We start from the raw sequence: 24,846 nt of genomic DNA, 5'->3' as shown, positions 1-24,846 counted from the left end.
TTCAATCCGTGGCCGGAGACCGCTTCAAAATGGGTGTCCTGCTTTACGACGGAGATCACACGACAGCCTTTGGTGACCATCTTTACGCCGTACCGCTGGGAGCCCTTTGGTCATGACGTCGCATTACGCCATCGGTCAACTGGCCAAGACCGCTGGCGTCAATGTCGAAACTATCGGCTATTACGAACGCCAAGGTCTCATCACGCAACCGCCGAAAACAGCCCTAGTGCAAGTGAAAAGTTTAATTCACCCCTAACTACGCTTCACATCATCCCGACCATCTTTTCCATAAGTATCATCAAGCATTTCGGAGAGCTTGACTCTGTAGTGGCTACAGGGTTTATAATGCGATTAATTATCATTAACAATCGTATAAGTAGAGATATCGACCATGCTAATTCGCTGGATGCCCCATTTTACAGATCAGAGATGGTCAATGGTGAAAGCCATGCGGCTATGCCTGCTGTTATCGTTTGCGTTGCTCACAAGCGTCAGTCATGCGGCCGATAACAGCCATCGCCAAATTCGACAATTGGCTCAACTGGCTGAGTACATCGGTGCTGACTATGTTGCTGCGGTAGATCACAACACGGTGGTCAATCTCGATGAATACCAGGAAATGCTTGAGTTTGCGCAATTACTGGTCGATAAAAGCGCAATGATTGCCAAGCCCGCCCTTGATTCTCACAATCTACAAGCCGAAGCGGGCGCTCTACAGCAAGCGGTTCAAAACAAACAGGACGTTCGCCTTGTTCGCCAACTGAGCACTCAACTGCGGCGCTCTTTACTGGCCTTGATGCCGCAATCCACATTGCCAGATCGCTTGTCGCCCAAAAGGACGGTTGAATCGTTATTCAAGGATAACTGTACAACTTGTCATGGCTTAACGGGAAAAGGTGATGGGACTCTGTCAACGCAGCTGAATCCCGCACCCACCAATTTTACCGATAAGGAACGGGCGTCGAATCGATCAGTTCTCGGGCTGTTTGATGCCATATCCAATGGTATCGATGATACTGCGATGCCTGGCTTTAATCAGCTGACCGAGCAACAACGCTGGTCACTGGCATTCTACGTAGGCAGCCTGGCGTTTCAGTCTAACCCCAAACCATCTGTCAACGATTCGAATATTTCTTTGTCCCAACTCGTCAACTTCAGCCCAGCACAGATTGCCGCCGGGCAGTCGCAAGAGGTCGAATATCTTGCCGAGTGGCTGCGCGCCCATCCAGAGCAATTGTTTGACAAGCAACAAAACCCTCTTGCCATCAGCCGCGAGCGTTTAATGGCCGCCCATGCCGCTTACCAGAAAGGTGATTATCAAGCGGCCAGCGAACTGGCAATCAGTGCTTATCTGGACGGCTTTGAGCTGGTTGAAAACAGTTTGGACACGCAAGATCCAACGCTTCGTAAAAATATTGAAGTCAATATGATGAAGTTGCGCCAGGTCATTAACCGGGCACAACAGAACGGTGAGTTGGACGCCCTCATGACGGAAACACTGGCGCAGTTGAGTGAAGCTGATCGCCTACAGAATGAATCGACCTTATCCGGTGGGACGTTATTTACGGCCAGCTTGATCATCTTGTTGCGCGAAGGGTTGGAAGCCCTGCTGGTCATCATTGCATTGATGACCGTGCTGATCCGTACGCAACGACAAGATGCCCTCAAATACGTACACACCGGTTGGATCGTGGCACTCCTGTCGGGCGGTGCAACCTGGGTAGCAGCCCAGTCGTTGATCAGTATCAGTGGGGCTAGTCGAGAGGTGATGGAGGGCGTCGCCGCATTGTTCGCAGCGCTGGTATTGTTTTATGTCGGGATCTGGATGCACAGCAAGACCCATGCGGCGCAATGGCAGGCTTACATACAGAAGCACGTCAATGAGCGGCTGAAATCCGGCACTCTGTGGGGGCTGGCAGCGCTCTCTTTCATTGCAGTCTATCGGGAAGTCTTTGAAACTGTCTTATTCTATGAGTCTCTCCTGACACAAGCGGTCGAGGCACAATATTCAGTTGTTGCCGGAGGCTTTTTGCTTGGTGTTGCCATGCTGGCTGTGTTGTCCTGGGTGCTGATCCGGTATTCAATCAAGCTACCCATTGCCAGGTTTTTTTCGACGACGACCTACCTGCTCTTAGCGCTGTCTTTTATTTTAACAGGGAAAGGGATTTCCGCATTACAGGAAGCGGCCCTCATTGGAATGTCGCCGTTACCGGTGAACGTTGATTTGAGTTGGATAGGCCTCAAATCCACTTGGCAGGGGATCACGGCACAGGCCTTGATCCTGGTGGTGTTTATGGTGTTTATCTGGGGATCAAAAGTGAAGCAGCGCTTGCGTCCGTAAGTTTCCAAAGCGCCAGGCATGAAGGGCTTACCGGTTACCGCTTCGGAGTCCGATTAGCTGACAAATTGTGCAAAATGCCACACTGCTCAACGGTTCGCTCATTTGAGCAGCTGTTGCGCAAGGTTTTTAACTGTTGTCGAAGGTGGCTGAGTTCTTGAATTCGGGCTTCCACTTGCTCGATGTGTGTGTCGATCATTCGGTTGACGTCATCGCATTGTGTGTCAGGCGATCCGGTTAACGCTAACAGTTGCCGGATCTCTGATAAAGCGAGGTCAAGATTGCGGCAGTGCTTGATAAACATCAGCCGTTCAATGGCAGTTGCATCATACAAACGAAAATTCCCTTCGCTGCGCTGGGTAGATGCCAACAACTGTTCTTTTTCATAATAACGAATTGTCTGCACTGAGCAGCCGGTCATTTTCGCCAGTTCACCGATTTTCACCGCATTGATCTCCAACACTTGACTCTATAGTTACAATAGAGTTTAAACTGGGCACTACGGGTATAACAAGGGCTTTTTATGGCAGAGCAATGCAGCGGCACCTGCGGGACTGTGAACAATTCAGAGGGTTGTGTCACTCAGGATTCAGTAGACAAAGCAAAGATAGATACCGGTTATGTTAGCGAATACCGTGTAGCCAAGATGGATTGCCCTTCGGAAGAAGGCATGATCCGCATGGCGCTGGATAGCGTTAACCCAAAGGTGACGTTGGAATTTGATACCCCCAATCGAAAGGTTCGCATTTTTCACGGTGACAACGCGGCAACCATTGAGGCTCGAATGCACGCGCTTGGACTGGGGGCGACGCTTGAGCACACTCATCCAGTGGAAAATAATGTCTTCATCCAGGCTCAAGTATCGGCCCAACAAACGTCACAAAATGAAGCCCGTATACTCAAATGGTTGTTAGTCATTAATGCGGTCATGTTTGCGGTTGAAATCACGGTCGGCTGGCTGGCTCAATCCACGGGATTAATCGCCGACTCACTGGATATGTTTGCCGATGCTGCGGTGTATGGCGTATCGCTTTATGCCGTTGGGCACAGCGTTCGGATGAAGCTGCGCGCCGCACATTTGTCCGGCTGGTTGCAGGTGATATTAGCCTTAGGCGCCTTGAGTGAAGTATTGCGGCGATTTTGGTATGGCAGCGAGCCAGTTTCCAGCCTGATGATGAGCTTCGGTTTGGTCGCATTGATGGCTAATGCTTGGTGTTTGGTATTGATTGCTAAAAACAGAGATGGCGGTGCACACATGAAGGCGAGTTGGATTTTCTCCGCCAACGATGTCATTGCCAATCTTGGCGTCATTTTGGCGGGCTTTTTGGTCGCTTGGACGGGATCGCGGTATCCGGATTTACTGATCGGCCTCCTTATTGCTGTGATTGTGCTCAGTGGCGCACGTCGAATTTTACAACTTAAGTCCTAAGGTGCGGACCAAGTGGCTAAATTCAACGCTTTTACCGGCCGGACCTCTAAAAGACAGAAAGTTTTGTAACTTCGAAGGGTTACGGTTCAAAACTTACTTCACTTACAATTATAATTACTTATCAGATAGTTAGCCTTAATTTGGCGATTATTGTACAAATCCCGGTGTCCCCTCTAAAACCGTCAGATCTCGATAGCCTGCCAGTCATTCAACGCGATGGACGGCCAGTATTTTTATCATCAGTTGCTGATATTGTGGAAACGGTGGATACGAGTACTGTAAGGCGCGTCGATAGTCGTCGCACTGTCACTTTAAATATCATTCCACCTGACTCGGTTGCCTTGGAGCAAGGTGTCGAGCAAGTTCGCAACGATGTGATTGGCTATTTGCGTGAACAAGGAGTCATACCTAACGACATGACTACGCAGTTGTCAGGTGCAGCGGACCAGCTTGCTGAGACACAAGCCGCATTGATGGAGAATTATCTGTTAGCGGTGGCTATTGTTTATTTACTCATGGTGGCCATTTTTGCTCATTGGGGACATCCGTTACTGATCATGACGACGATTCCTATGGGCATCAGTGCAGGTATCGCTGGGTTAGCCCTGCTTAATGGAGTTGGCTTATTTCAGCAACCTTTCGATATGATTACGATGCTGGGTTTCCTAATTCTCATGGGTACCGTGATCAATAACCCCATACTCGTTATTGAGCGCACGCTTTATTTAAAGCATCAACAAGCGTGTTCGGTTCAAGATGCGTTGAGCGGCGCATTGAAAAGTCGTATTCGCCCTATTGCCATAACGACAGTAACCACCTTATGCGGTATCGCACCGTTAGTGTTCATCCCGGGCGAAGGTACCGAGCTTTATCGCGGCGTTGGCACCATCGTGATGTTTGGCTTAATGGGGGCTGCCATCGTTACAGTAACGACGTTACCGGCATTAACGGCACTATTCTTGCGAAGTAAACTCAGTAAATGAGCTCATTTGTAGCGACAAGACCTTGTCTACAACCGGCGCAAGTTGGGTAAGATCAACGCTGGGGTATCCGCTAACGATATACTCCAGCGTTAACTCACTATCGCTGAAGGTCAAGGTCATCGTACCGTTTAACCCCAATCCCTGCAGCGGACCTAAGCCGCCTGTGAGACGAAGTACACGGCCGGGATCGACATAGGCAACGGTCATATGTTGAGCTTGTCTATCCCCTGCTATCTCGCAAAAACAGCCGCCGGCGACAGGGTCAATTGTCAGCGTGCCGTCGGCACCAAACCAAGTGTGATCAACAGGCCACCAGCTATCAATGTCATCGACAAATACGCGATATGCATTTGTCGCGCCGTCTTCATAGCGATGCGTTTGTTTGATATGAAAACCCGTACTGTCACTTGATACAACGTCTGCCGAAGCAAAAGGTGATAAGAATAACGCGCTCACTAGGAAGGACAAGTGTGTGGTTTTTCGCATAGTTATCTCGTTAATATTTTAATTAAACGAGCATAGCATAGCGGACATAAAAAAAGCGGCAATATCATTGCCGCTTTTTTTCTTAGGGGTCAAAGCTGGACTTATTGACCAGGCATCAACACGGCATCAATCACGTGGATCACGCCATTTTTAGCTTTGATATCCGCTTTAATCACCATCGCGTCATTAATCATCACGCCATTTGTTGCATCAACGGCAATAGTAGAGCCCTCAACGGTTTCTACATCGGTGGTTTTACCTTTGATGTCTGTGCTCATAATGTTGCCAGGTACTACGTGATAAGTCAGTACCGCACGCAACTTATCTTTGTCTTTAAGCAACTCGTCAAGTGCGCCGTCTGGCAGCTCCGCGAACGCATCATTAGTCGGTGCGAACACGGTAAATGGACCGTCACCTTTTAATGTGCCTACTAAACCGGCTTCTTTAATAGCCGTGACTAGGGTTGAGAACTGCGGATCTTTAGATGCAATTTGTACAATATCCTAATCACCTTTCATCTCTTTTTTACCACCGTGATGATCGGCCAACGCTTGGGTTGATGAAAATGCGAGTACACCGCCTACTACTGCAAACATGAATTTACGAAACATAATATGCCTCCTCGAATAATTAGGGCATCGAATAATACGACGGCGTGTTTGATTTCGATTAAAAATAAAACTGTAAATGTTCTGTAATTTTGCCGATAAACCTATTTAGGAAGCGTTATCTGCATTGGAGCAAACATGGCTATACTCAATCGCTACTCGATCGTTCAACGACTCATTGCCCTACTCGGCATCGCAGCTATTGGCACCGCACTGATGGTTGCCTTTATGATGTTTATTCTGCGTGGTGTATTTGTCGATGAGGAAAAACACAAACTTGATGCCGTGCTGGATTCTGCGATAAGCGTTATAAGCTACTATCATAGTCTTCAAGAACAAGGTGAACTGACGGAAACTGAAGCCAAACAACGCGCGTTTGCCCGTCTTAATGAAATCCGCTACGAGGGAGAAGAATATATTTTCACCATCAACCGTAGCGGTGACATGGTGCAACATCCGTTTGCTAAGCAGCTTGTTGGGACAAATGTACTCGATTACAAAGATCCCAACGGTACGCGGCTATTTCAACAAATGGTGGACGGGGTAAAAAATCAAGATCGCGCAACGGTTGAATATATTTGGCAAAAAGGTGCCGATAAGAATAATTTGGTTGATAAGATCAGTCGAGTGCAAGTTTTTCAGCCATGGAACTTGATTGTCGGCACCGGCCAATACGTTGATAACATCGCCGCCCTACTTTGGGCGCAATTCTTTAAGCTAGTGTTACTGGCGATATTTCTATCCGTGCCATTGCTCGTTCTCTTTTTATTAATTATTCGAAGTATCGTACGTCCATTAAAAGCCATTAATCAAGCGATGGAAAATATTTCCGAAGGTGACGGTGATCTCACCAAACGACTTGAGACTCAAGGCAATGACGAACTCACTCGAGTGGCTGAGTCATTCAATACCTTTGTTCATAAAATCCAGCAGCTTGTCACCAATGTGCAGGATTCGGTTGACGCTGAGCAGGCGGCGGCTGAGCAGTTGGCAAAATTATGTGATTCGAGTTCTTCGCAAACCGAGCGCTTAAGCCAACAAACCGAAGCCGTTGCTACAGCCGTCAATGAGCTTACATCTTCCGCCGGCGAAGTCGCAGATCATGCGCGCGAAGCAGCGGAATCAGCCAGTGTCGCGGATGAGCAATCGGGTCGTTCAGCCACCACAGTTCGGCGCGCCGTTCAGAACATTGATGAGTTGACACAACGTTTGAATCAAGCCAATCAACATGCAAAAACCTTGACGGAAGGTTCTAAGGAGATTGGCGACATTCTGAATGTTATTATCACAATTGCTGAGCAAACCAACTTGCTTGCGTTAAACGCCGCTATTGAAGCGGCTCGAGCGGGTGAAGCGGGACGGGGCTTTGCTGTGGTTGCAGACGAAGTTAGGCAGTTGGCGACCAAGACACAGAAATCGACGGATGAAATTGGCAGCATTGTCGACAACATTCAGCGCGCCATTAGTGATGTAACGAATATTATACGCGAAGCTGAATCAAGTTCTGAGCAAACCCGCGGTGAAACCATCGAAGCCGAACAAGCCATTAGTCAGATCCAAGAGGCTGTCGCAAATATCTCAGGAATGAATGTACAAATTGCGTCTGCAACGGATGAGCAAAGCCGTGTAACGCAAGACATTAGTCAGAATATAACGTCGATAAGTACGCTGACACATGACACTAAAGACGCGAGCCAACAGGTAAAACAAGTGTCTGATTCACTTATTAAAAACAGCGTTGATTTGAGTCAAATGATACGGCGGTTTCGCGTAAAATAGCCTTTTAGTTTATGGGGATATTGTTAATATGTCCTCTGTACGTTTATAGCCGTAAGGTGTAAACTATTGGCACTTTTACAAGGGAGCTGACTTTTATAAGTAAGCGGGTAAAAGTCGTCTTTTTCCTGAACTCAATCACCGCGGAATATCAAGATGAGTGAAACACTTCAAAACCAACCGATCGAATATAATATGAAGGTCGTTCGGCAGTTTACTGTCATGACCATTATTTGGGGTATCGTCGGCATGGGCTTGGGCGTGCTTATTGCTGCACAACTTGTGTGGCCTGAGCTGAACTTTAATACGCCTTGGCTTACCTACTCTCGCCTTCGTCCACTTCATACCAATGCCGTTATTTTTGCTTTTGGTACCAGTGCATTATTTGCAACCTCCTACTACGTTGTTCAAAAGACATGTAAAACCAAGCTGTTCTCGGACCGCTTAGCAACGTTTACATTTTGGGGTTGGCAGGCTGTTATCGTGGCGGCAGTTATCACATTGCCCATGGGCTTAAGCACTACAAAGGAATATGCTGAGCTTGAATGGCCGATTGATATCCTGATTGCCGTTGTGTGGATTGCTTATGCAATCGTATTCTTCGGTACGTTAGCGATTCGTAAAACCTCGCACATCTATGTTGCAAACTGGTTCTACGGTGGCTTTATCGTGGTTATCGCGATGCTACATATCGTGAATAGCATGGCGATTCCGGTCAATTTCGTTAAGTCGTACTCAATTTACTCGGGTGCGGTCGACGCCATGATTCAGTGGTGGTATGGACACAATGCGGTAGGTTTCCTGCTCACAGCCGGTTTCTTGGGTATGATGTATTACTTCGTACCTAAACAAGCTGAGCGCCCTGTCTACTCATACCGTTTATCGGTCGTTCACTTCTGGGCCCTTATCTCACTTTATATTTGGGCAGGTCCTCACCACCTTCATTACACTGCGCTTCCAGATTGGACTCAATCAGTGGGTATGGTGATGTCTGTAATCTTGTTCGTACCTTCTTGGGGCGGCATGATCAACGGTATTATGACCCTGTCTGGCGCATGGCACAAACTGCGTACTGACCCCATCTTGCGTTTCTTGATTGTTTCTCTATCGTTCTACGGCATGTCGACTTTCGAAGGCCCGATGATGGCGATTAAGTCTGTAAACGCCCTATCGCACTACACGGACTGGACCATTGGTCACGTTCATTCAGGTGCCTTGGGTTGGGTTGCGATGATTACAATCGGTTCAATGTACTACTTAGTTCCACGTTTGTTTAATCAGAAACAAATTCATAGTATCAAGTTGGTCAACGTGCACTTCTGGCTACACACGATCGGCGTAGTTTTCTACATCGTTTCGATGTGGATTTCAGGCGTAATGCAAGGCTTGATGTGGCGTGCAACTAACGCTGACGGCACCTTGACTTACAGCTTTGTTGAGGGCGTACAAGCTTCATATCCGTTCTGGACGGGCCGCTTTATCGGTGGTTTGTTTATTATCATAGGTATGCTGCTAATGGCTTACAACTGTTATCAAACCATCCGTGCCGGCCGTCGTGAGACTGCCGCAGGTAACGTCGTACGAACAGCCTAAGGGAGATAACAATGAGTCGTGTAAAACATGAATTTGTAGAAAAGAACCTTGGCTGGTTGTCTGTTTTGATGATTATCGCAGTGTCGATTGGTGGTCTTGTAGAGATCACCCCACTGTTATTTCAAAGCCAAGTACAAGAGCCGGTTAAAGGTTTGAAACCTTACACCGCACTTCAGTTAGAAGGCCGCGATATTTACATGCGTGAAGGTTGCTCTAACTGTCACAGCCAGATGATTCGTCCGTTCCGTGCAGAAACCGAACGTTACGGTCACTATTCACTGGCAGGTGAAAGTGTTTGGGACCACCCTTTCTTGTGGGGCTCAAAGCGTACTGGACCTGACTTGGCTCGTGTAGGTGGTCGTTACAGTGATGATTGGCACTATGTGCATTTGATGAATCCACGTAACGTTGTACCTGAGTCAAATATGCCTGCCTTCCCTTGGTTAGCTGAAAACACGTTAGATGGTGCTTACACAGCTAAGAAAATGGAAGCACTTCGTACATTAGGCGTTCCTTATACGGATGAAGATATCGCTGGCGCAAAAGAAGCTGTTCAAGGTAAGACCGAGATGCAAGCGCTTATTGCTTATCTTCAATCACTCGGGACCGCTCTGAAACGCGCGGATAACGAATGAGTTACGAAGATTACGGCACTTGGCGGGGACTCTTCTCCATCGTGATTTTGGTAATTTTTATTGCCATCGTACTTTGGGTTTACCTGAGCCGCCGCGCCAACAAACAATTTGATGAGGCTGCTAACTCAATCTTTGACGAGAATGAGTCGGAGTCCTCATCTAACGAAAATAGCGAGAAACCGGAGTCCAAGAAAGATGAGTAACTTCTGGAGTGCATGGATCATTGTTCTAACGTTGGGGTTGTTGTTTGTCCTCATCTGGCTATTGCGTTGGAACATGAAAAACTATACGGACATCGATGAAGGCCAGGAGATGGACCATGAGTTCGATGGCATCGTTGAAGTCAATAACCCACTACCTAAATGGTGGACCTACTTGTTCTGGGCGTGTTTTGCTTGGGGCTTTGTTTACCTAGCACTGTATCCGGGGCTTGGTAAGTTCGACGGTTTGTTAGGTTGGAAAAGCTCGAACCAAGATGTGCAATCGTTAGCTGAGTCACGTGCAGCCATGAAAGCTTCAAAAGATGACGGCTCTATCGTTCAGTACGACCGCGAAGTGCGTGATGCTGAGGAAGAGTTTGGTCCAATTTTCGAAGCCTATGCTCAAACGCCGATTCAAGAGCTGATCAAAAATGAGGACGCTTTAGAGGTGGGCCAGCGCCTATTCCTGCAAAACTGTTCTCAGTGTCACGGTTCAAACGCAATGGGCGGACGTGGCTTCCCTAACCTGACTGATGACGACTGGTTATATGGCGGTACTCCGCACGACATCAAGACGACCTTGCTTAACGGTCGTCAAGGCAACATGCCTGCATGGGGTGAACAGTTCAGTGATCAGGAAATTACTGAGTTAGCGAACTATGTAGCGAGCCTAAGTGGTCGTGAACGTGACCCAGAACTCGTTGCCGCAGGTAAGAAAAACTTTGCGGTCTGTTCAGCGTGTCACGGTCCAAATGGTAAAGGTAACCAGCAGCTAGGCGCGCCTAATTTGACTGATAATGTTTGGTTGTACGGTGGTTCTATTGCCACTATCGAGGAAACTTTACATTACGGAAGAAACGGTGTGATGCCAGCGTGGAAAGATATTCTCGGAGAGGATAAAATACACGTTGTCTCAGCGTACATTTACAGCTTGTCTCACGATGAGTAAGTAAATCTGGTTTAAAGCCCCGCTACGGCGGGGTTTTTTGTTAAAGAGGATTATTATTATGCAGAAACCCTGGTATAAGCAGTTTTGGCCTTGGTTTCTAATCGCCCTGCCCGTAACCGTCATGTGCGTGTGTGCGACGATTATTTACCTCTCTGCATCCCAAGGTGGTTTTTCAATGGTAGTCGATGACTACTATAAACGCGGCAAAATGATCAACGCGGTCATTGAACATGTAGAAAAAGCAAAAAAACTGGGAATTTCATTTAATGTCACCGCTCACGACGGTAAGTTCACGTTGCAATATGCGTCTGGACAGCCTAGCGAACTCTCAGCACTCACGGTTGAGTTTGTCCATGCAACGCAATCCACTAAAGATTTTACTCGTCAAGTGACGGTTGGTGCAGATGGTGTGTATCGAACCGATATACCTGCCGACATTTCAGGCAAATACACGATTACCGTGACACCTCACAGTGCTGATTGGAAAGTCAGTGAACAGTTTTATTTTCCATTAGACAAAGCCACGTTGTTGGAGCCGAACCTCTATGGCGTCTGACGTTGAAGACGGCGTTTGTTTTCACTGTTTGCAACCGATACCGCACGGCGTCGAGCTATCGGTTGCGTTCCAAGGTGACGACAAAGCGGTGTGTTGTGCTGGCTGCCAAGCGGTCGCTGAAACCATCATTGAACATGGTTTAACAGCTTATTATAAACATCGTGATTTAGATAAACCTCAACAAACGCCATTATTACCCGAGCAACTCAAAGAACTCGACGTATATGACAACCCTGACGTTCAGTCAGATTTTGTCCGAAACACGGGTGATCATAGTAAGCAAACCACCCTTACCGTGAATAATATCACCTGTGGTGCCTGTGCATGGCTTATCGAGCGAGAACTTGCAAAAACACCCGGGATGATTAAATCGGTCGTTAACGTGAGTAACCAACGTCTTCACATAGAGTGGGACGGTAGCATAATCAAGTTAAGTGATATCATAGCCCGCCTCGCCCGTATTGGGTATCAAGCTCTACCCTTTCAGCAGAACCAAATAGAAGCCAACATCAACGCGCGGCGCAAAGGATTTATTAAACGGTTGGGTGTCGCTGGCTTAGCCACCATGCAAGTCATGATGATTGCCTTCGCTCTTTATTTTGGCGTGGTTTCCGATCTTGACCCAACAACTCAACAATATCTGTGGGTTGTCAGTTTAGTGTTTGCAACTCCCGTGATCTTATACAGTGGCCAGCCTTTTTATAAGAGCGCGCTAAAAAGTATTCAGGCGGGTAGCGTTAACATGGACGTTCCCGTCAGTATCGCGTTAATCGGTGCATACATTGCAAGTTTATATGCAGTCATTATCGGACGCGGTGAGGTCTATTTTGAATCGATCTCGATGTTTACCTTTTTCCTGCTGACGGGTCGTTTTTTAGAGTTGTTAGCCAAAGAAAAGGCTCTCAAATTTTCTACCAATCGCCTTACTTACATGCCCAACTTGGCGCACCGTGAATATGATGGTGGACTAGAGGATATTGCAGCCAAACAACTCAAAATTAACGACATTATTGTTATTAAACCTGGCGAAACCATTCCCGCGGACGGCGTTCTCTTGAGCGATAAGGCCTCGGTCGATGAAAGCTTGCTGACGGGAGAAAGTCGCCCAGTCACCAAAGCAACCGGTGACGGTATTGTAGCAGGCTCGGTTAATCAAAGCGCGACACTGAGAATTAAAGTCACAGCTACCGCTCAACAAACCGTATTGGCTGGCATTGTTGCTATGCAAGATGCTGCTTTAGCCGACAAGCCCAAAGTGCAGAAAGCGATTGACCATATCGCGCAGTATTTTGTGATGACGCTGCTTGCGATCGCCGCGGTTACTTTTTTAGTGTGGTCTTGGTTTGATCCCGATCATGCCCTGTGGGTGACCTTGGCAGTATTGGTAGCTACTTGTCCGTGCGCCCTGTCGTTAGCCGCGCCCACATCGATTACAGGCGCCGTGCATCGACTCAATCGGATGAACGTTTTAGTCAAAGGTGCACAGCTGCTTGAGAGCGTAAAACACCTCGATACGGTGGTATTTGATAAAACCGGTACACTCACTTACGGTCAATTTAAACTGATCGCACGTGAAGACTATGCCGACATCGATACGATAAATGCGATTGTAAGTGGTTTAGAGCAGCGCTCTGAACACCCGATTGCGGCCGCTTTATCTCAGTTAAGCGATCAACCCATATCACCTGATGCCATTCAAAATTATCCTGGACAAGGCATACTGGCGGAAATTGCTGGCACCGACTATCGATTAGGTCGTTGCGAGTTTATCCAAATCTGGCACCCCAACTGGCAACCCAAGCGACAAAGCAATGTTATTTTAGCCAACCGTCAAGCTGTGTTGGCAGAATTTCAGGTAGACGATGAGGTGCGAGAGGATAGCCATGACGTCATTTGTGCGTTAAAACTGCAAGGTATCCGAACCATCATGTTAACGGGTGACAGCGACGCACGGGCTCAAACACTTGCCTCTCGGTTGGACATTGACGAGGTGCTCAGCGAGCAGTCGCCAGCTGATAAGGTTGATACCATTAAGTCACTGCAGCAACAAAAGCATACTGTTTGGATGATCGGTGACGGGATTAATGACAGTCCCGTTTTAGCACAAGCGGATCTTTCAATGACCTTTGCTCATGCATCCGATATGGCGCAAACAGCGGCGGATGTGGTGTTACTTAATGACCAACTAACACGTGTATTGGATGTTATCGAAACGGCACGAAAAACGCGTATCATTATGCGTGAAAACTTTATCTGGGCAGCAGGCTACAATCTGACCATTTTACCTATTGCTGCGTTGGGTTTAGTTGCGCCGTGGGCGGCCGCATTGGGTATGTCGTTAAGCTCGTTAGTCGTGGTGGCAAACTCACTAAGGTTGTACCGTTTATGAGTGTTATTTACGCATTAATTCCTGTCGCTATCCTATTTGTCATTTTAGCCGTCGTTATCTTTTTTTGGGCTGTACGCTCAAATCAATTTGAAGACATTGAACGTCAAGGTATGACGATTCTAATGGATGACGATGACGAAAAAGAGCAAAAAAAGCCAAACGATGACCGATCAGATTAATTGGTTTACTCCTCTTTTGATGGGGCTTGCGGGAGCGGGCCATTGCTTGGCGATGTGTGGCGGCCTTGCCGCAGCCATGGGTGTTAATCAGAACCGCCTAACTGTGTTTGTTTATAATTTAGGCCGTCTTACATCCTATTCGTTGTTAGGCGCTATTATGGGTGGCGCAGTAGCATTACTCGCGCCCGACACGCCCTACACGACCCCTTTTCTTAGAATTTTTGCCGCCACCATGATGATACTATTAGGTCTATACTTAGCTGGGTGGTGGCCAATACTGGTTAAACTTGAGTCATTAGGTCGCCCGGTATGGCGTAAGCTCCAGCCGTTCGCCGCAAAACTGCGTGGACAACACGGATTACTGCCTGCTTACCTTGCGGGCATGTTTTGGGGCTGGTTACCTTGCGGTTTAGTGTACAGTGCATTGAGTTACGCAGCGGTTTCGGGTAGTGCCTTTAGTGGCGCAGGTTATATGGCTTTATTTGCTCTAGGTACGTTTCCCGCGATGATCGGTTTGGGATTAATTAGCCAGCATGTTGCTCAGCTATTCAGAAGCCAAGGGGTTAGAACAGCCTTAGGCGTCATGATGCTACTCTACGGCCTATGGTCGCTTTTGATCGTAATCAAAGCGTTGCTACAGGGTTAATGCTGATCACTGGTATAGCATTCATTATTGCGCTAAGTTAATGGTAACAATCATTGGTTATGTGTGTGGGAGCATAACATGGAACGATTTAAACGGATTCTCGTCGTGGTTGACCCCGCAGATGAAGAGCACAAAGCGATAAACCGATCATTGCATATCGGTCGTTTAACGCAGGCAAAAATCAGCCTACTCCTCTCTATTTATGATTTCTCTTATGAAATGACAACGATGTTATCGCGCGATGAACGCGATACGATGCGCACAAACCTGATCGCTGATCGTCGAGCCTGGATTGCCGACTTACTAGAGGGCTTTGATACGGATGGGCTCGATATTGATATTACTGTCGTTTGGCATAACCGCCCGTTTGAAGCGATCATCGAGCATGTTCAAAAGCTCGAAGCGGATCTGTTGGTCAAAGCAACGCAAGTTCAACCGAGTTTTCAAAATCTATTATTCACCCCGACCGACTGGCACTTACTGAGAAAGGCGCCCTGCCCAGTCTTGTTGGTCAAGGAACATGCTTGGCCACAACATGGACAAGTGTTGGCCGCCATACACAGTGGTTCGGAAGAGCACGAGCACCAACAGCTTAATGACCGTGTTGTAGATACCGCTCAAGCAATGACTGAAGTTCTCAATGCAAGCTTGCATTTAGTGAATGCCTACCCGGCGGCACCTATTAACGTCGCGGTAGAGATTCCCGAATTTGACGTGACTCAATATAGCGACGAACTCGAAAAACATCACAAAAATGCAATGGCTAACTTTGCTCGTAAATACCGTATACCTAATGCACAACAGCATGTCGAACAAGGTTTGCCTGAACAAGTGATTCCCGACTTAGCTAAACGACTGGATGCAGAACTTGTCGTTTTAGGGACGAAAGGACGGACTGGCTTTTCGGCGGCGCTGTTGGGAAATACCGCTGAACATGTACTAGAGCGTCTTAACTGTGATGTCCTTGCTATAAAGCCCGCTGATTTTAAATCGCCAGTGGCATAATAAACAGTGGTTCGCTATAATCGCGCCCTATTTTTCGACGATATCAATATAGGCGTGAGTGGGTATGCAAACGGATCGCACTGAAGCGAAAAAACAGTACGGTTTTAATAAACTGCAAAAGCGCATCCGCAGAGAGACCGGTAAGGCGATTCAGCAGTTTTCAATGATCGAGCATAACGACAAGATCATGGTTTGCCTCTCGGGAGGCAAAGATAGCTACACCCTGCTCGACACCCTAATGTACCTAAAGCGTGTGGCCCCGATCAGTTTTGATATTGTGGCAGTTAACCTGGATCAGAAGCAACCTGGGTTCCCTGAGCACGTGTTACCCAATTATCTCAATAGCCTCGGTGTTGATTACGAAATTGTTGAGGAAGACACCTATAGCATCGTAAAAGACAAAATCCCCGAAGGAAAAACCACTTGCTCACTCTGTTCACGCTTACGCCGAGGGATTCTATATAAAACGGCTAAGCGATTAGGCGCTACTAAAATTGCGCTTGGTCACCACCGCGATGACATGATAGAAACGCTGTTTTTAAATATGTTTTATGGTGGGAAACTGAAATCGATGCCGCCGAAGTTAGTCAGCGATAATGGCGAACACGTGGTTATCCGACCACTGGCTTTTTGCCGGGAGAAAGACATTGCACGTTATTCTGAGGCGATGGCGTTTCCAATAATTCCATGCAACTTGTGTGGTTCACAGGAAAATCTTCAGCGCAAAAATATCAAGGCAATGTTAAATCAATGGGACCGCCAATTCCCCGGCCGTATTGAGAGTATCTTTACTGCTATGCAAAGTGTGACGCCATCGCACCTAGCAGATAGACAGTTGTTTAACTTCGATGAGGTGCGAGCCACTGGTTTAGAAACGGACGAAGGCGACACCGCATTCGATGCGCCCTCTTTTAACCAATCATTCGCTCCTGAAGACGATGATGAACAGTTGATGTCCTCTATCAAAATTACACATATCGCTTAATTTGAAGAAACGGCGGCTTCTGGAGTCGCCGAGTTTTCTTGTTCCATAATAGCTTCAACGATCGGACGATTAACCCGAATCATCGCTTTCAGCTCATCAATGTAATCTTGTCCTCGCTCAGAATAGCTGTGCAAACCGCTTAATAGAGGAATCGCACGTACTTGCTCCTCTCGATCACGCATCACTTCACGGATCTGACGTAACTCAAGATACGGTTCATGTGTATTAATGTTGCGCATGTAACTTCGAACCGATTGCGCCACGTGGTCAAACTTTGCCACTTCGTGATTCATCCCCTCAGGTCGTTGGCTTGGTACTAGTCCACAACCCTCGCGATAACACCACTGGCCAAATAAATTGAGCCCTTCTTGTGCAAACCGTGATGTACCCCAGGCGGACTCGTTCGCCGCTTGAACGAGGACCATCATGGTAGGAATAATATCCACCCGGCGCTTGAGGATTTCAAATTGCTGTTCGTTATCTAGGGTTGGATCAACTTCGTAGTAATCGACTAAACGAGCGAGTTGACTTTTATCTTGTTCGTTTTCAAAACCTCTGCTGTACGCATTCTCGATGGCAAATAGCTGTTGTCTTTCGTGCAGAATACGTAAATTCTCCGCTTCAATGATGGGCAGTAGATAGCGAAAAAACTCCCTCTTTTTCTCTCGTACATCATTAAACTCGTCAAAATTAGGGATCTCTGTACGAGGTTTTAGGGTTGGCACTGGAGGCAAACCGTGGCTCACTATATCTTTGTCGCTTGTCGGCTTCTCATATTTACTAAAAAACGGTAACAACAAAGCGGCTATACATACCAAGATAAAGAAAATAATAAATAATTTTTTTCGCATTTGAACTCCTTTAAGCAGTCCAGTCATCGGATTGATTTGATTGAGAGGGTGGCTGCAAGCGCACATTGACACCGATGACTTGGCGATAAATCAAACCCAACAGATTTACTAAATAAGGAATCAAAACAAAAAGCAATAGCCCATATGTAATGAGACCCATGATAAAAACCATGTAAAAAGCAAATGTTAGCGCAATAAAAAACGGCAAATGATAATGAGTAATACGGATTGAATAATAGATTGCGTTCAATGGCGATATGCGGCGTTCGACAACTAAGGGGATCGCTAAACAAAAAATCGCTGATGTATACAAGGTCACTATATAGCCTAGTAAAGGCGAGATGCTTGCAGCCAACCATACAAACAGTTGTGAAATTAACGTAGTGATCACGCCCGCAGCAATGAGCGAGGTCACCACTTCAAATCCCTTAAAAATGTGCAAGCCCTTGGTCGGAATATCGATGCTGTGACGTATCCCCATCAGAATAATGCCGCCAAACAACGGAGCCGCTATCGCAGTACTAAACAAGGCTAAGCCTAAGCCTTGAATGGGTGTCATTTGATTAATCGCTTCGGGAGATGAAAGTACTGACATCGGCAACACAATTTGAATGACAGTGACGATAACGAGTAGTACTGCGAGAAAGCTGATCATGGCCGTTACCAGAGGCCAAAAATGCCGCCCAGTAATAGCAAACGCTTCCTTTAGCCATTGCATCGGATGAACACGGTAGTTTCCCTTCAATGCTTCGGCTAAATCTCCGCCCACAATCATTTGTTCTTTTGATTCGTTTTGCTGCAATTTCGACCCCATAAAGCTCTATACATTTGATATAATTAGCGTCAACCATCGATTTTACCATCGATTCTGTAGCTGAGGAAATTTATGCCCACTCAACATCGACGTAAGCGCAGTCCGAAGCGTCCACGTCCAGTAAACCCGAAACTTGTTCTACTCAATAAGCCTTATGGTGTACTCAGTCAGTTTTCTGGGGAGCCAGATGATGTCACCCTTAAAGATTTCGTTCCTCATTCAAACGTTTATCCCGCCGGGCGGCTTGATAAGGATAGTGAAGGTTTAATGTTACTGACAAATGACGGCGTCTATCAGGCGCGTCTTGCGAATCCGAAATATAAAGTAGCTAAGACTTACTGGGTACAAGTTGAGGGCATTCCCGATGAAGCGCAATTAACGGCATTGCGTAATGGTTGTGAATTAAACGACGGACTTACCAAGCCGGCACAAGCTTTTGCTATTGACGCGCCTATAGGTTTGTGGCCGCGCAACCCGCCGGTGCGTGAGCGTAAAACAGTTCCCGACTCTTGGTTAAGCTTATCGATCACTGAAGGGAAAAACCGTCAAGTTCGTCGTATGACGGCTCACGTAGGACTGCCTACCTTGCGATTAATCCGTGCGCAAATCGGTCCGTTTAAGTTGGCTGGGTTACAGCCAGGAGAATGGCGCGAAGAGCCCCCAGTATGGTAAACTGTGCGACTAGCGTTCCGTGTAGTAACAGAGACAGTAAATCATGACTGAGTCCAAGAAAAACCCCAGTGAAACCAAAGTCATCGTCGGTATGTCTGGCGGCGTAGACTCTTCCGTATCCGCCTACCTACTTCTTCAACAAGGCTATCAAGTTGAAGGCCTCTTTATGAAGAACTGGGAAGAGGATGACGACGATGAATATTGTGCCGCCGCTGATGATCTCGCCGATGCAGAGGCCGTGTGTGAAAAACTGGGCATTGAGCTACACACCGTTAATTTTGCCGCGGAATACTGGGATAACGTGTTTGAGCATTTCTTAGATGAATATAAAGCCGGCCGCACTCCTAACCCTGACATCATGTGCAACAAAGAAATCAAATTTAAAGCATTTCTGGAATTTGCAGCGGAAGCCTTGGGCGCCGACTATATTGCTACGGGTCATTACGTGAGACGCGCTTTTAACGATGGCAAGTGGCAGTTATTACGCGGTTTAGATAATAACAAAGACCAAAGCTACTTTCTTTATACGTTGAGTCACGAGCACGTTGCTCAAACGTTGTTCCCTGTTGGTGAGCTCGAAAAGCCAGAAGTGCGCCGTATTGCCGAAGAGCAAGGTTTAGTTACTGCCGACAAAAAGGATTCCACAGGTATCTGTTTTATTGGAGAGCGCAAGTTTAAGGACTTTTTGCAACAATACCTTCCTGCTCAGCCGGGTAAGATCGAGAGCGTTGATGGTGAAGAGCTCGGTGATCATGAAGGACTAATGTACCACACCATAGGCCAACGCAAAGGACTTCATATTGGCGGTTTAGCTGACGCCGGCGATGATCCGTGGTACGTCGTTGATAAAGATGTCGAGCGCAACGTACTCGTCGTTGCTCAAGGCAAGAATCATCCTCGCCTATTCTCAAAAGGCTTAATAGCGAACCAACTACATTGGGTCAATCGTGAGGAAATAACAGAGCCGTTGCGGTGTGTGGTAAAAACACGCTATCGCCAAGCCGATATAGCTTGCCAAATAACACCTGCCGCAGATGGACGTATCACGGTTTCTTTCGATGAGCCTGTGGCTGCCGTAACGCCTGGTCAATCGGCGGTGTTCTATATCGATGATGTCTGTCTGGGTGGCGGAATTATTGAACAACGTATTACCGATTTTGAGGTGCGTTTATGAACGATTGGCAACAGCGGGTTGTTGCTTTAGCGGGAATGGCACAAGCCGCAATCGCCGTTCAGCAGGTCGCACGTACAGGCCGAGTCCATCATGAAGCTGTAGTGGACACCCTTATCAATAGCGTACTTAACCTGGAACCAGAGTCGACAGAAGCGGTCTATGGCGGTTTAGAAGGTGTTCGTCCGGGGTTGATTTTACTCGCCCAACAGTTTCGCAATAATGCCCAGCGTGACCTCGAAATTACTCGGTACATGGTAGGCATGGTGCACCTATCTAGACGCTTGCTGAATCAGCCAAAGTCGCTCAACTTATTAGCAGAGCGGCTACATCAGGTTGGCCGCCAGTACTATGAGTTTGGCTTCGATAAATATCAGATAACGGCGAGTCTCGCTTCGATTTACCGTGAAGTGATTAGCCCATTAGGGCAACCGATAAGAGTCAATGGCAATCCTAAACTATTAAAGCATGAGGCCAACCAACACTTGATTAGAGCCTTGCTTCTATCAGGTGTACGTAGCGCAGTATTATGGCAACAAGTCGGTGGTAAACGACGTCAGTTTTTATTAGGACGCAAGCGTATGCTGGCGGCCGTCAATGAACTACTCAGCGTGAGTGCATAACTTAAACTGTTTAACTTGGAGAACTTTGGATATGTTACCTTTTTCAACCCTTACGGCTATATCGCCTGTTGACGGGCGTTATGCCAGTAAAGTTGAGCCATTACGTGCCATATTTAGTGAGTATGGTCTAATTAAATACCGCGTGACTGTCGAAGTGCGTTGGTTACAAATGTTGGCTCAGCATGAGGGCATTAAAGAAGTTGCTCCACTTAGCGATGAAGCGAATCAACGCCTTAATGCGATCGTTGAAACATTCAGCGTCGAAGATGCTGAACGTGTGAAAGAAATCGAGCGCACAACAAACCATGACGTGAAAGCGGTCGAATACTTATTGAAAGAGAAAGTCGCTGACTTGCCAGAATTAGCCAAAGTCAGTGAGTTTATTCACTTTGCTTGCACGTCAGAGGATATCAACAACCTATCACATGGTTTAATGCTTACAGCTGCGCGAGACGATGTCTTGGTGCCTGTTATGCAAGATATTGTCGATACTGTAAAAGCAAAGGCACGTGAATACCGCTCGGTAGCAATGATGGCACGTACTCACGGCCAACCCGCCACGCCAACCACCATGGGTAAAGAGTTTGCTAACGTCGCGGTGCGTTTGCAACGTCAGCTTGAGCAAGTGCGCGCAGTGGCACTGATGGGTAAAATAAACGGTGCAGTGGGTAACTACAACGCGCACTTAGCGGCTTACCCGAACGTTGATTGGCATCAGGCTTCAGAACAGTTCGTGACTTCTTTAGGCCTGACTTGGAACGCTTACACCACCCAAATCGAACCGCATGATTATATCGCCGAATTGTTCGACGCGGTCGCACGCTTTAATACCGTGTTAATCGACTTTGATCGTGACTTATGGGGTTATATTGCGCTTAACCACTTTAAGCAGAAAACGATTGCTGGCGAAGTAGGCTCATCAACCATGCCGCATAAAGTAAACCCCATCGATTTTGAAAACTCCGAAGGTAACTTAGGCATCGCCAATTCGGTTATGAGTCACCTCGCGCAAAAGCTTCCGATTTCCCGCTGGCAGCGCGATCTGACCGATTCAACCGTGTTACGTAATCTCGGTGTTGGTATCGCCCATGCGGTTATCGCGTATCACGCTTCCTTGAAGGGCCTGAGCAAACTTGAAGTGAATGAATCTGTACTCACGGCTGAGTTAGACGCAAACTGGGAGTTGATGGCCGAGCCCGTACAAACGGTGATGCGTCGCTACGGCGTCGAAAAGCCATACGAAAAACTCAAAGAGCTCACGCGTGGTAAGCGTATCAAGCCGGCCGATTTGGTAACATTCATTGATGCGCTCGATGTTCCTGAAGCCGCGAAAGATGAAATGAAAGCCATGTCACCGATGAACTATATTGGTCGTGCTGAAGCATTTGTAGACGAGCTTAAGTAATGCATTTACAGAATGTCGATAAGCAAGTCTTTCTCGATTCTGACTGGCAAAAACGCCCGCGCTTGTTTAAGCGTGGGCTCGCCAACGTTGACTTGATCGAACCCGAAATTTTAGCCGGTTTAGCCATGGAAGATGGCGTTGATGCTCGTATTATCGAACATCGAGATCAAGCCTGGTCAGTCACTCACGGCCCTTTCGAGGAGTACGAATCGCTCGGTGAAGCGAATTGGACGTTACTCGTGCAAGCAGTCAATGAATGGATGCCCGATGTCCACTCGCTGTTGCAGGCGTTTCGTTTTTTACCCGAGTGGCGCATTGATGATGTGATGGTGAGCTTCTCCGTTGAAGGCGGTGGCGTTGGGCCACACGTTGACGAATACGATGTGTTTATTGTGCAAGGTGCGGGTCGTCGTCATTGGCGCGTGGGTGCACGTCAATCGACTACGCCAACTTATCCGTGCGAGGATCTCAAGCAGATCAAAGAGTCCTTTGATGCGGTCATCGATGAAGTACTAGAACCCGGTGATGTTCTGTATATTCCGGCTGGCTGCCCACATGATGGCATCGCACTTGAACCTTGTCTCAATTATTCCGTCGGTTTTCGTGCGCCGAATCAAGCCGAATGGCTTGCTCAGCTCGCTGACATGGCATTACAGACTGAGCAACTCAAACAACGTTACACCGATCCGAACCTCTCGTGTGACAACCCAAGTCATATCGTAACTGAAGCTCAGCTAGGCCAAGTCAAACAACTCCTTAAATCAGCGGTTGAATCGAGTGATTTTGATGAGCTCATTTTACGTGCTCAGTCAATGAGTAAGCGCCCTCTTCCTGAGCCCGAGTTGCCGATGGTGGCCGAACAAGTGCCTGCTTTGCTAACGATGGATAATGCAACCGTCGTTCGTACACCGGGTTCGCGTTTACTTAAGCACTTCGAAAAACCACATTACTTTACCAACGGTGAAATGTTTGTAGTGACTGCTGAAGCTGAGGCACTGGCTAAGCAGCTTGCAGAGCTCACCGATGAAACAGCGATTACCGAATTGGCGCCCGTGTGCAGTGACGCGTGTGGGCAAGCGCTGATCGCATGGTTAGTCAATCAGGGTGTTATCGAGCTATTAATTGACTAATTTTTATTAACAAGTTGCCGTTTACGTCAACTGTAAACAACAGTTGCTAAACACCCGTTTGAATAACGATTTTAGTTTTGTTTTTTAGTAGCGCGTTAACATTCCAAGTGGTAATGTGCGCGCAATTTTGAAAACCAATGAGGATGGAAATTCATGTCTCTATTTGAGCATATTGAATTCGATAATCACGAACAAGTGACCTTCTGCCATGATGAAGAATCTGGTCTTAAGGCTATTATTGCCGTTCACGATACAACGCTCGGCCCGAGCTTGGGCGGTACGCGTTTATGGAACTACGCTTCATCGGCTGAAGCATTAACCGACGTGTTACGTCTTTCACGTGGCATGACCTATAAAAGCGCCATGGCTGGCCTTCCTCTAGGTGGCGGTAAAGCCGTAATCATCGGCGATGCTAAAACCATTAAAAGTGAAGCCCTATTCCGTGCTTACGGTCGTTTCATTGAAACCTTAGGTGGCAAATACATCACCGCTGAAGACGTCAACATTCGCACGGCGGATATCGATATCGTTGCTAAAGAAACAAGCCATGTTGCCGGTACTGCAGATAAAGCAGGCGATCCATCGCCTCACACTGCTCTCGGTACTTATTTAGGCCTTAAAGCGGCGGCAAAACACCGTTTAGGTTCTGATGACCTTAATGGCGTAACCATTGCAGTGCAAGGTTTAGGTGCTGTTGGTTATGACTTTGCCGAATACTGTGCTAAGGAAGGCGCGAAGTTGATCGTAACGGACATCAACGAAGACGCTATGCAACGAGCTAAAGATGAGCTCGGTGCACAGGTTGTGGGTCTTGACGAAATCTATGGCGTCGAGGCTGACGTGTACGCGCCATGCGCACTCGGTGCAACCATTAACGATGAAACGCTTAAGCAGTTAAAAGTGAAGATCATTGCAGGTAGTGCAAACAATCAGTTAGCGACTCCAGCACACGACCAGAAAGTTAAAGACATGGGTATTCTATACGCCCCTGATTATGTCATTAACGCAGGTGGTGTTATCCACGTGTGTTCCGAAGCGGCTAATTTCTCGCTTGAAGAGACTGACAAACGCGTGCGTGATATCTACAACACACTCGATAAGCTCTTTGCTCGTGCCAATGAAGAAAACCGTCCAACCGGCGAATTGGCCGACGAGATGGCGCGCGAAATCATCGCTAACGCGAAAAAATAATAGCGTAATGAGCTACCTTAGTGATTAAGGTAGCTCAAAATAACTTCAAGCGGGTGTCTCACCCGCTTACCTTCCAAACGTTTTACCTGCGAGCGGCAAGAGAATCCAGTCGCAGTAATACCACTGGTTCCGTACTGTTTAACCGCTTCAGCCCAATCCATTTGATACAAAGCAATACTCTCTTTCAAATTGCTACGTTCATGCCCAAACGTTCCGGCCATACCACAACAGC

Annotated in this window: 27 protein-coding genes; 21 read left to right on the top strand and 6 right to left on the bottom strand. The window is 47.3% G+C overall.

Annotated elements, in window-relative coordinates; genetic code table 11:
* The first annotated feature begins 112 nt into the window (after nucleotides 1-112).
* Together ABNS04_RS09525 and ABNS04_RS09520 are read left to right on the top strand one after the other, a co-directional pair.
* Nucleotides 113-256, top strand: coding sequence for a MerR family DNA-binding transcriptional regulator (locus ABNS04_RS09525; protein ID WP_272978101.1), 144 nt, complete (start codon nucleotides 113-115; stop codon nucleotides 254-256).
* Between the two features lie 180 nt (nucleotides 257-436).
* A complete protein-coding gene (locus tag ABNS04_RS09520; RefSeq protein WP_272978100.1) occupies nucleotides 437-2,341 on the top strand; it encodes a cytochrome c/FTR1 family iron permease in 1,905 nt (634 codons plus the stop codon).
* Between the two features lie 34 nt (nucleotides 2,342-2,375).
* Here ABNS04_RS09520 and cadR read toward each other — a convergent pair whose 3' ends face one another.
* A complete protein-coding gene (gene cadR / locus ABNS04_RS09515; protein ID WP_272978099.1) occupies nucleotides 2,376-2,801 on the bottom strand; it encodes a Cd(II)/Pb(II)-responsive transcriptional regulator in 426 nt (141 codons plus the stop codon).
* A gap of 60 nt (nucleotides 2,802-2,861) precedes the next feature.
* Between cadR and ABNS04_RS09510 the strand changes: the two genes are divergently transcribed.
* Nucleotides 2,862-3,767 carry a cation transporter gene (locus tag ABNS04_RS09510; RefSeq protein WP_286911324.1) on the top strand — a complete coding sequence of 302 codons (906 nt, stop codon included), beginning with the start codon at nucleotides 2,862-2,864 and terminating at the stop codon, nucleotides 3,765-3,767.
* 140 nt (nucleotides 3,768-3,907) lie between these two features.
* The gene (locus ABNS04_RS09505) at nucleotides 3,908-4,750 is read left to right on the top strand and encodes an efflux RND transporter permease subunit (protein ID WP_272978097.1); all 843 of its coding nucleotides are present in this window, start codon (nucleotides 3,908-3,910) and stop codon (nucleotides 4,748-4,750) included.
* Here ABNS04_RS09505 and ABNS04_RS09500 read toward each other — a convergent pair.
* Entirely contained in the window at nucleotides 4,721-5,236 is a 516-nt protein-coding gene (locus ABNS04_RS09500; RefSeq protein WP_272978096.1) for an SRPBCC domain-containing protein, read from the bottom strand. The two genes, ABNS04_RS09505 and ABNS04_RS09500, sit on opposite strands and share 30 nt — an antisense overlap.
* Before the next feature lie 101 nt (nucleotides 5,237-5,337).
* A complete protein-coding gene (locus ABNS04_RS09495; RefSeq protein WP_337877990.1) occupies nucleotides 5,338-5,727 on the bottom strand; it encodes a fasciclin domain-containing protein in 390 nt (129 codons plus the stop codon).
* 255 nt (nucleotides 5,728-5,982) lie between these two features.
* Here ABNS04_RS09495 and ABNS04_RS09490 point away from each other — a divergent pair, with 255 nt between their 5' ends.
* From ABNS04_RS09490 to ttcA, 11 genes are all read left to right on the top strand, one after another.
* Nucleotides 5,983-7,623 carry a methyl-accepting chemotaxis protein gene (locus tag ABNS04_RS09490; protein WP_348671387.1) on the top strand — a complete coding sequence of 547 codons (1,641 nt, stop codon included), beginning with the start codon at nucleotides 5,983-5,985 and terminating at the stop codon, nucleotides 7,621-7,623.
* 153 nt (nucleotides 7,624-7,776) lie between these two features.
* Complete coding sequence (ccoN, locus tag ABNS04_RS09485; RefSeq protein ID WP_272978093.1) at nucleotides 7,777-9,213, top strand: cytochrome-c oxidase, cbb3-type subunit I; 1,437 nt, start codon at nucleotides 7,777-7,779, stop codon at nucleotides 9,211-9,213.
* An 11-nt stretch (nucleotides 9,214-9,224) separates the two neighbouring features.
* On the top strand, nucleotides 9,225-9,848 hold the full coding sequence (ccoO, locus tag ABNS04_RS09480; RefSeq protein WP_006955760.1) for a cytochrome-c oxidase, cbb3-type subunit II: 624 nt from the start codon (nucleotides 9,225-9,227) through the stop codon (nucleotides 9,846-9,848).
* On the top strand, nucleotides 9,845-10,051 hold the full coding sequence (locus ABNS04_RS09475; protein ID WP_006955761.1) for a CcoQ/FixQ family Cbb3-type cytochrome c oxidase assembly chaperone: 207 nt from the start codon (nucleotides 9,845-9,847) through the stop codon (nucleotides 10,049-10,051). The genes ccoO and ABNS04_RS09475 overlap by 4 nt, the downstream gene beginning before the upstream one ends.
* Complete coding sequence (gene ccoP, locus ABNS04_RS09470) at nucleotides 10,044-10,997, top strand: cytochrome-c oxidase, cbb3-type subunit III (RefSeq protein WP_006955762.1); 954 nt, start codon at nucleotides 10,044-10,046, stop codon at nucleotides 10,995-10,997. Before ABNS04_RS09475 ends, ccoP begins: the two co-directional genes overlap by 8 nt.
* A 58-nt stretch (nucleotides 10,998-11,055) precedes the next feature.
* Nucleotides 11,056-11,553 carry a FixH family protein gene (locus ABNS04_RS09465; protein ID WP_272978092.1) on the top strand — a complete coding sequence of 166 codons (498 nt, stop codon included), beginning with the start codon at nucleotides 11,056-11,058 and terminating at the stop codon, nucleotides 11,551-11,553.
* Complete coding sequence (locus tag ABNS04_RS09460; protein WP_272978091.1) at nucleotides 11,543-13,942, top strand: heavy metal translocating P-type ATPase metal-binding domain-containing protein; 2,400 nt, start codon at nucleotides 11,543-11,545, stop codon at nucleotides 13,940-13,942. The genes ABNS04_RS09465 and ABNS04_RS09460 overlap by 11 nt, the downstream gene beginning before the upstream one ends.
* Nucleotides 13,939-14,121, top strand: coding sequence for a cbb3-type cytochrome oxidase assembly protein CcoS (gene ccoS, locus ABNS04_RS09455; RefSeq protein WP_272978090.1), 183 nt, complete (start codon nucleotides 13,939-13,941; stop codon nucleotides 14,119-14,121). The genes ABNS04_RS09460 and ccoS overlap by 4 nt, the downstream gene beginning before the upstream one ends.
* Nucleotides 14,075-14,767 carry a sulfite exporter TauE/SafE family protein gene (locus ABNS04_RS09450; protein WP_272978089.1) on the top strand — a complete coding sequence of 231 codons (693 nt, stop codon included), beginning with the start codon at nucleotides 14,075-14,077 and terminating at the stop codon, nucleotides 14,765-14,767. Before ccoS ends, ABNS04_RS09450 begins: the two co-directional genes overlap by 47 nt.
* Nucleotides 14,768-14,845: 78 nt before the next feature.
* On the top strand, nucleotides 14,846-15,772 hold the full coding sequence (gene uspE, locus ABNS04_RS09445; RefSeq protein WP_272978088.1) for a universal stress protein UspE: 927 nt from the start codon (nucleotides 14,846-14,848) through the stop codon (nucleotides 15,770-15,772).
* A gap of 64 nt (nucleotides 15,773-15,836) precedes the next feature.
* The gene (gene ttcA / locus ABNS04_RS09440) at nucleotides 15,837-16,757 is read left to right on the top strand and encodes a tRNA 2-thiocytidine(32) synthetase TtcA (protein WP_272978087.1); all 921 of its coding nucleotides are present in this window, start codon (nucleotides 15,837-15,839) and stop codon (nucleotides 16,755-16,757) included.
* On the opposite strand, the gene ABNS04_RS09435 is transcribed toward ttcA, so the two are convergent.
* Both ABNS04_RS09435 and ABNS04_RS09430 read right to left on the bottom strand, forming a co-directional pair.
* Nucleotides 16,754-17,608, bottom strand: coding sequence for a glucosaminidase domain-containing protein (locus ABNS04_RS09435; protein WP_006955769.1), 855 nt, complete (start codon nucleotides 17,606-17,608; stop codon nucleotides 16,754-16,756). The two genes, ttcA and ABNS04_RS09435, sit on opposite strands and share 4 nt — an antisense overlap.
* 10 nt (nucleotides 17,609-17,618) lie before the next feature.
* On the bottom strand, nucleotides 17,619-18,422 hold the full coding sequence (locus ABNS04_RS09430; RefSeq protein ID WP_272978086.1) for a hypothetical protein: 804 nt from the start codon (nucleotides 18,420-18,422) through the stop codon (nucleotides 17,619-17,621).
* 72 nt (nucleotides 18,423-18,494) lie between these two features.
* On the opposite strand from ABNS04_RS09430, the gene ABNS04_RS09425 reads away from it, so the two are divergent.
* The 6 genes from ABNS04_RS09425 (at nucleotide 18,495) to ABNS04_RS09400 (ending at nucleotide 24,614) form a co-directional block, all read left to right on the top strand.
* The gene (locus tag ABNS04_RS09425; RefSeq protein ID WP_006955771.1) at nucleotides 18,495-19,094 is read left to right on the top strand and encodes a pseudouridine synthase; all 600 of its coding nucleotides are present in this window, start codon (nucleotides 18,495-18,497) and stop codon (nucleotides 19,092-19,094) included.
* Between the two features lie 43 nt (nucleotides 19,095-19,137).
* The gene (gene mnmA / locus ABNS04_RS09420) at nucleotides 19,138-20,268 is read left to right on the top strand and encodes a tRNA 2-thiouridine(34) synthase MnmA (RefSeq protein ID WP_006955772.1); all 1,131 of its coding nucleotides are present in this window, start codon (nucleotides 19,138-19,140) and stop codon (nucleotides 20,266-20,268) included.
* Complete coding sequence (gene hflD, locus ABNS04_RS09415) at nucleotides 20,265-20,888, top strand: high frequency lysogenization protein HflD (protein WP_006955773.1); 624 nt, start codon at nucleotides 20,265-20,267, stop codon at nucleotides 20,886-20,888. The genes mnmA and hflD overlap by 4 nt, the downstream gene beginning before the upstream one ends.
* A 31-nt stretch (nucleotides 20,889-20,919) precedes the next feature.
* Nucleotides 20,920-22,293: an adenylosuccinate lyase gene (purB, locus tag ABNS04_RS09410; RefSeq protein ID WP_272978429.1), complete on the top strand. Its 1,374-nt coding sequence runs from the start codon at nucleotides 20,920-20,922 to the stop codon at nucleotides 22,291-22,293.
* A complete protein-coding gene (locus tag ABNS04_RS09405) occupies nucleotides 22,293-23,423 on the top strand; it encodes a cupin domain-containing protein (RefSeq protein ID WP_272978428.1) in 1,131 nt (376 codons plus the stop codon). The genes purB and ABNS04_RS09405 overlap by 1 nt, the downstream gene beginning before the upstream one ends.
* Nucleotides 23,424-23,576: 153 nt before the next feature.
* A complete protein-coding gene (locus ABNS04_RS09400) occupies nucleotides 23,577-24,614 on the top strand; it encodes a Glu/Leu/Phe/Val dehydrogenase dimerization domain-containing protein (RefSeq protein ID WP_006955776.1) in 1,038 nt (345 codons plus the stop codon).
* Nucleotides 24,615-24,631: 17 nt separating this feature from the next.
* Here the strand turns inward: ABNS04_RS09400 and ABNS04_RS09395 are convergent.
* Nucleotides 24,632-24,846 (bottom strand): (Fe-S)-binding protein (locus tag ABNS04_RS09395; protein ID WP_272978427.1); only part of this gene is annotated, 215 nt, incomplete at its 5' end.

The sequence above is a fragment of the uncultured Idiomarina sp. genome, from assembly GCF_964010655.1.
Taxonomy (GTDB): Bacteria; Pseudomonadota; Gammaproteobacteria; order Enterobacterales; family Alteromonadaceae; genus Idiomarina; species Idiomarina baltica.
The sequence above is the reverse complement of the archived record's forward strand: the minus strand, read 5'-3'. Positions and strand labels throughout refer to the sequence as shown.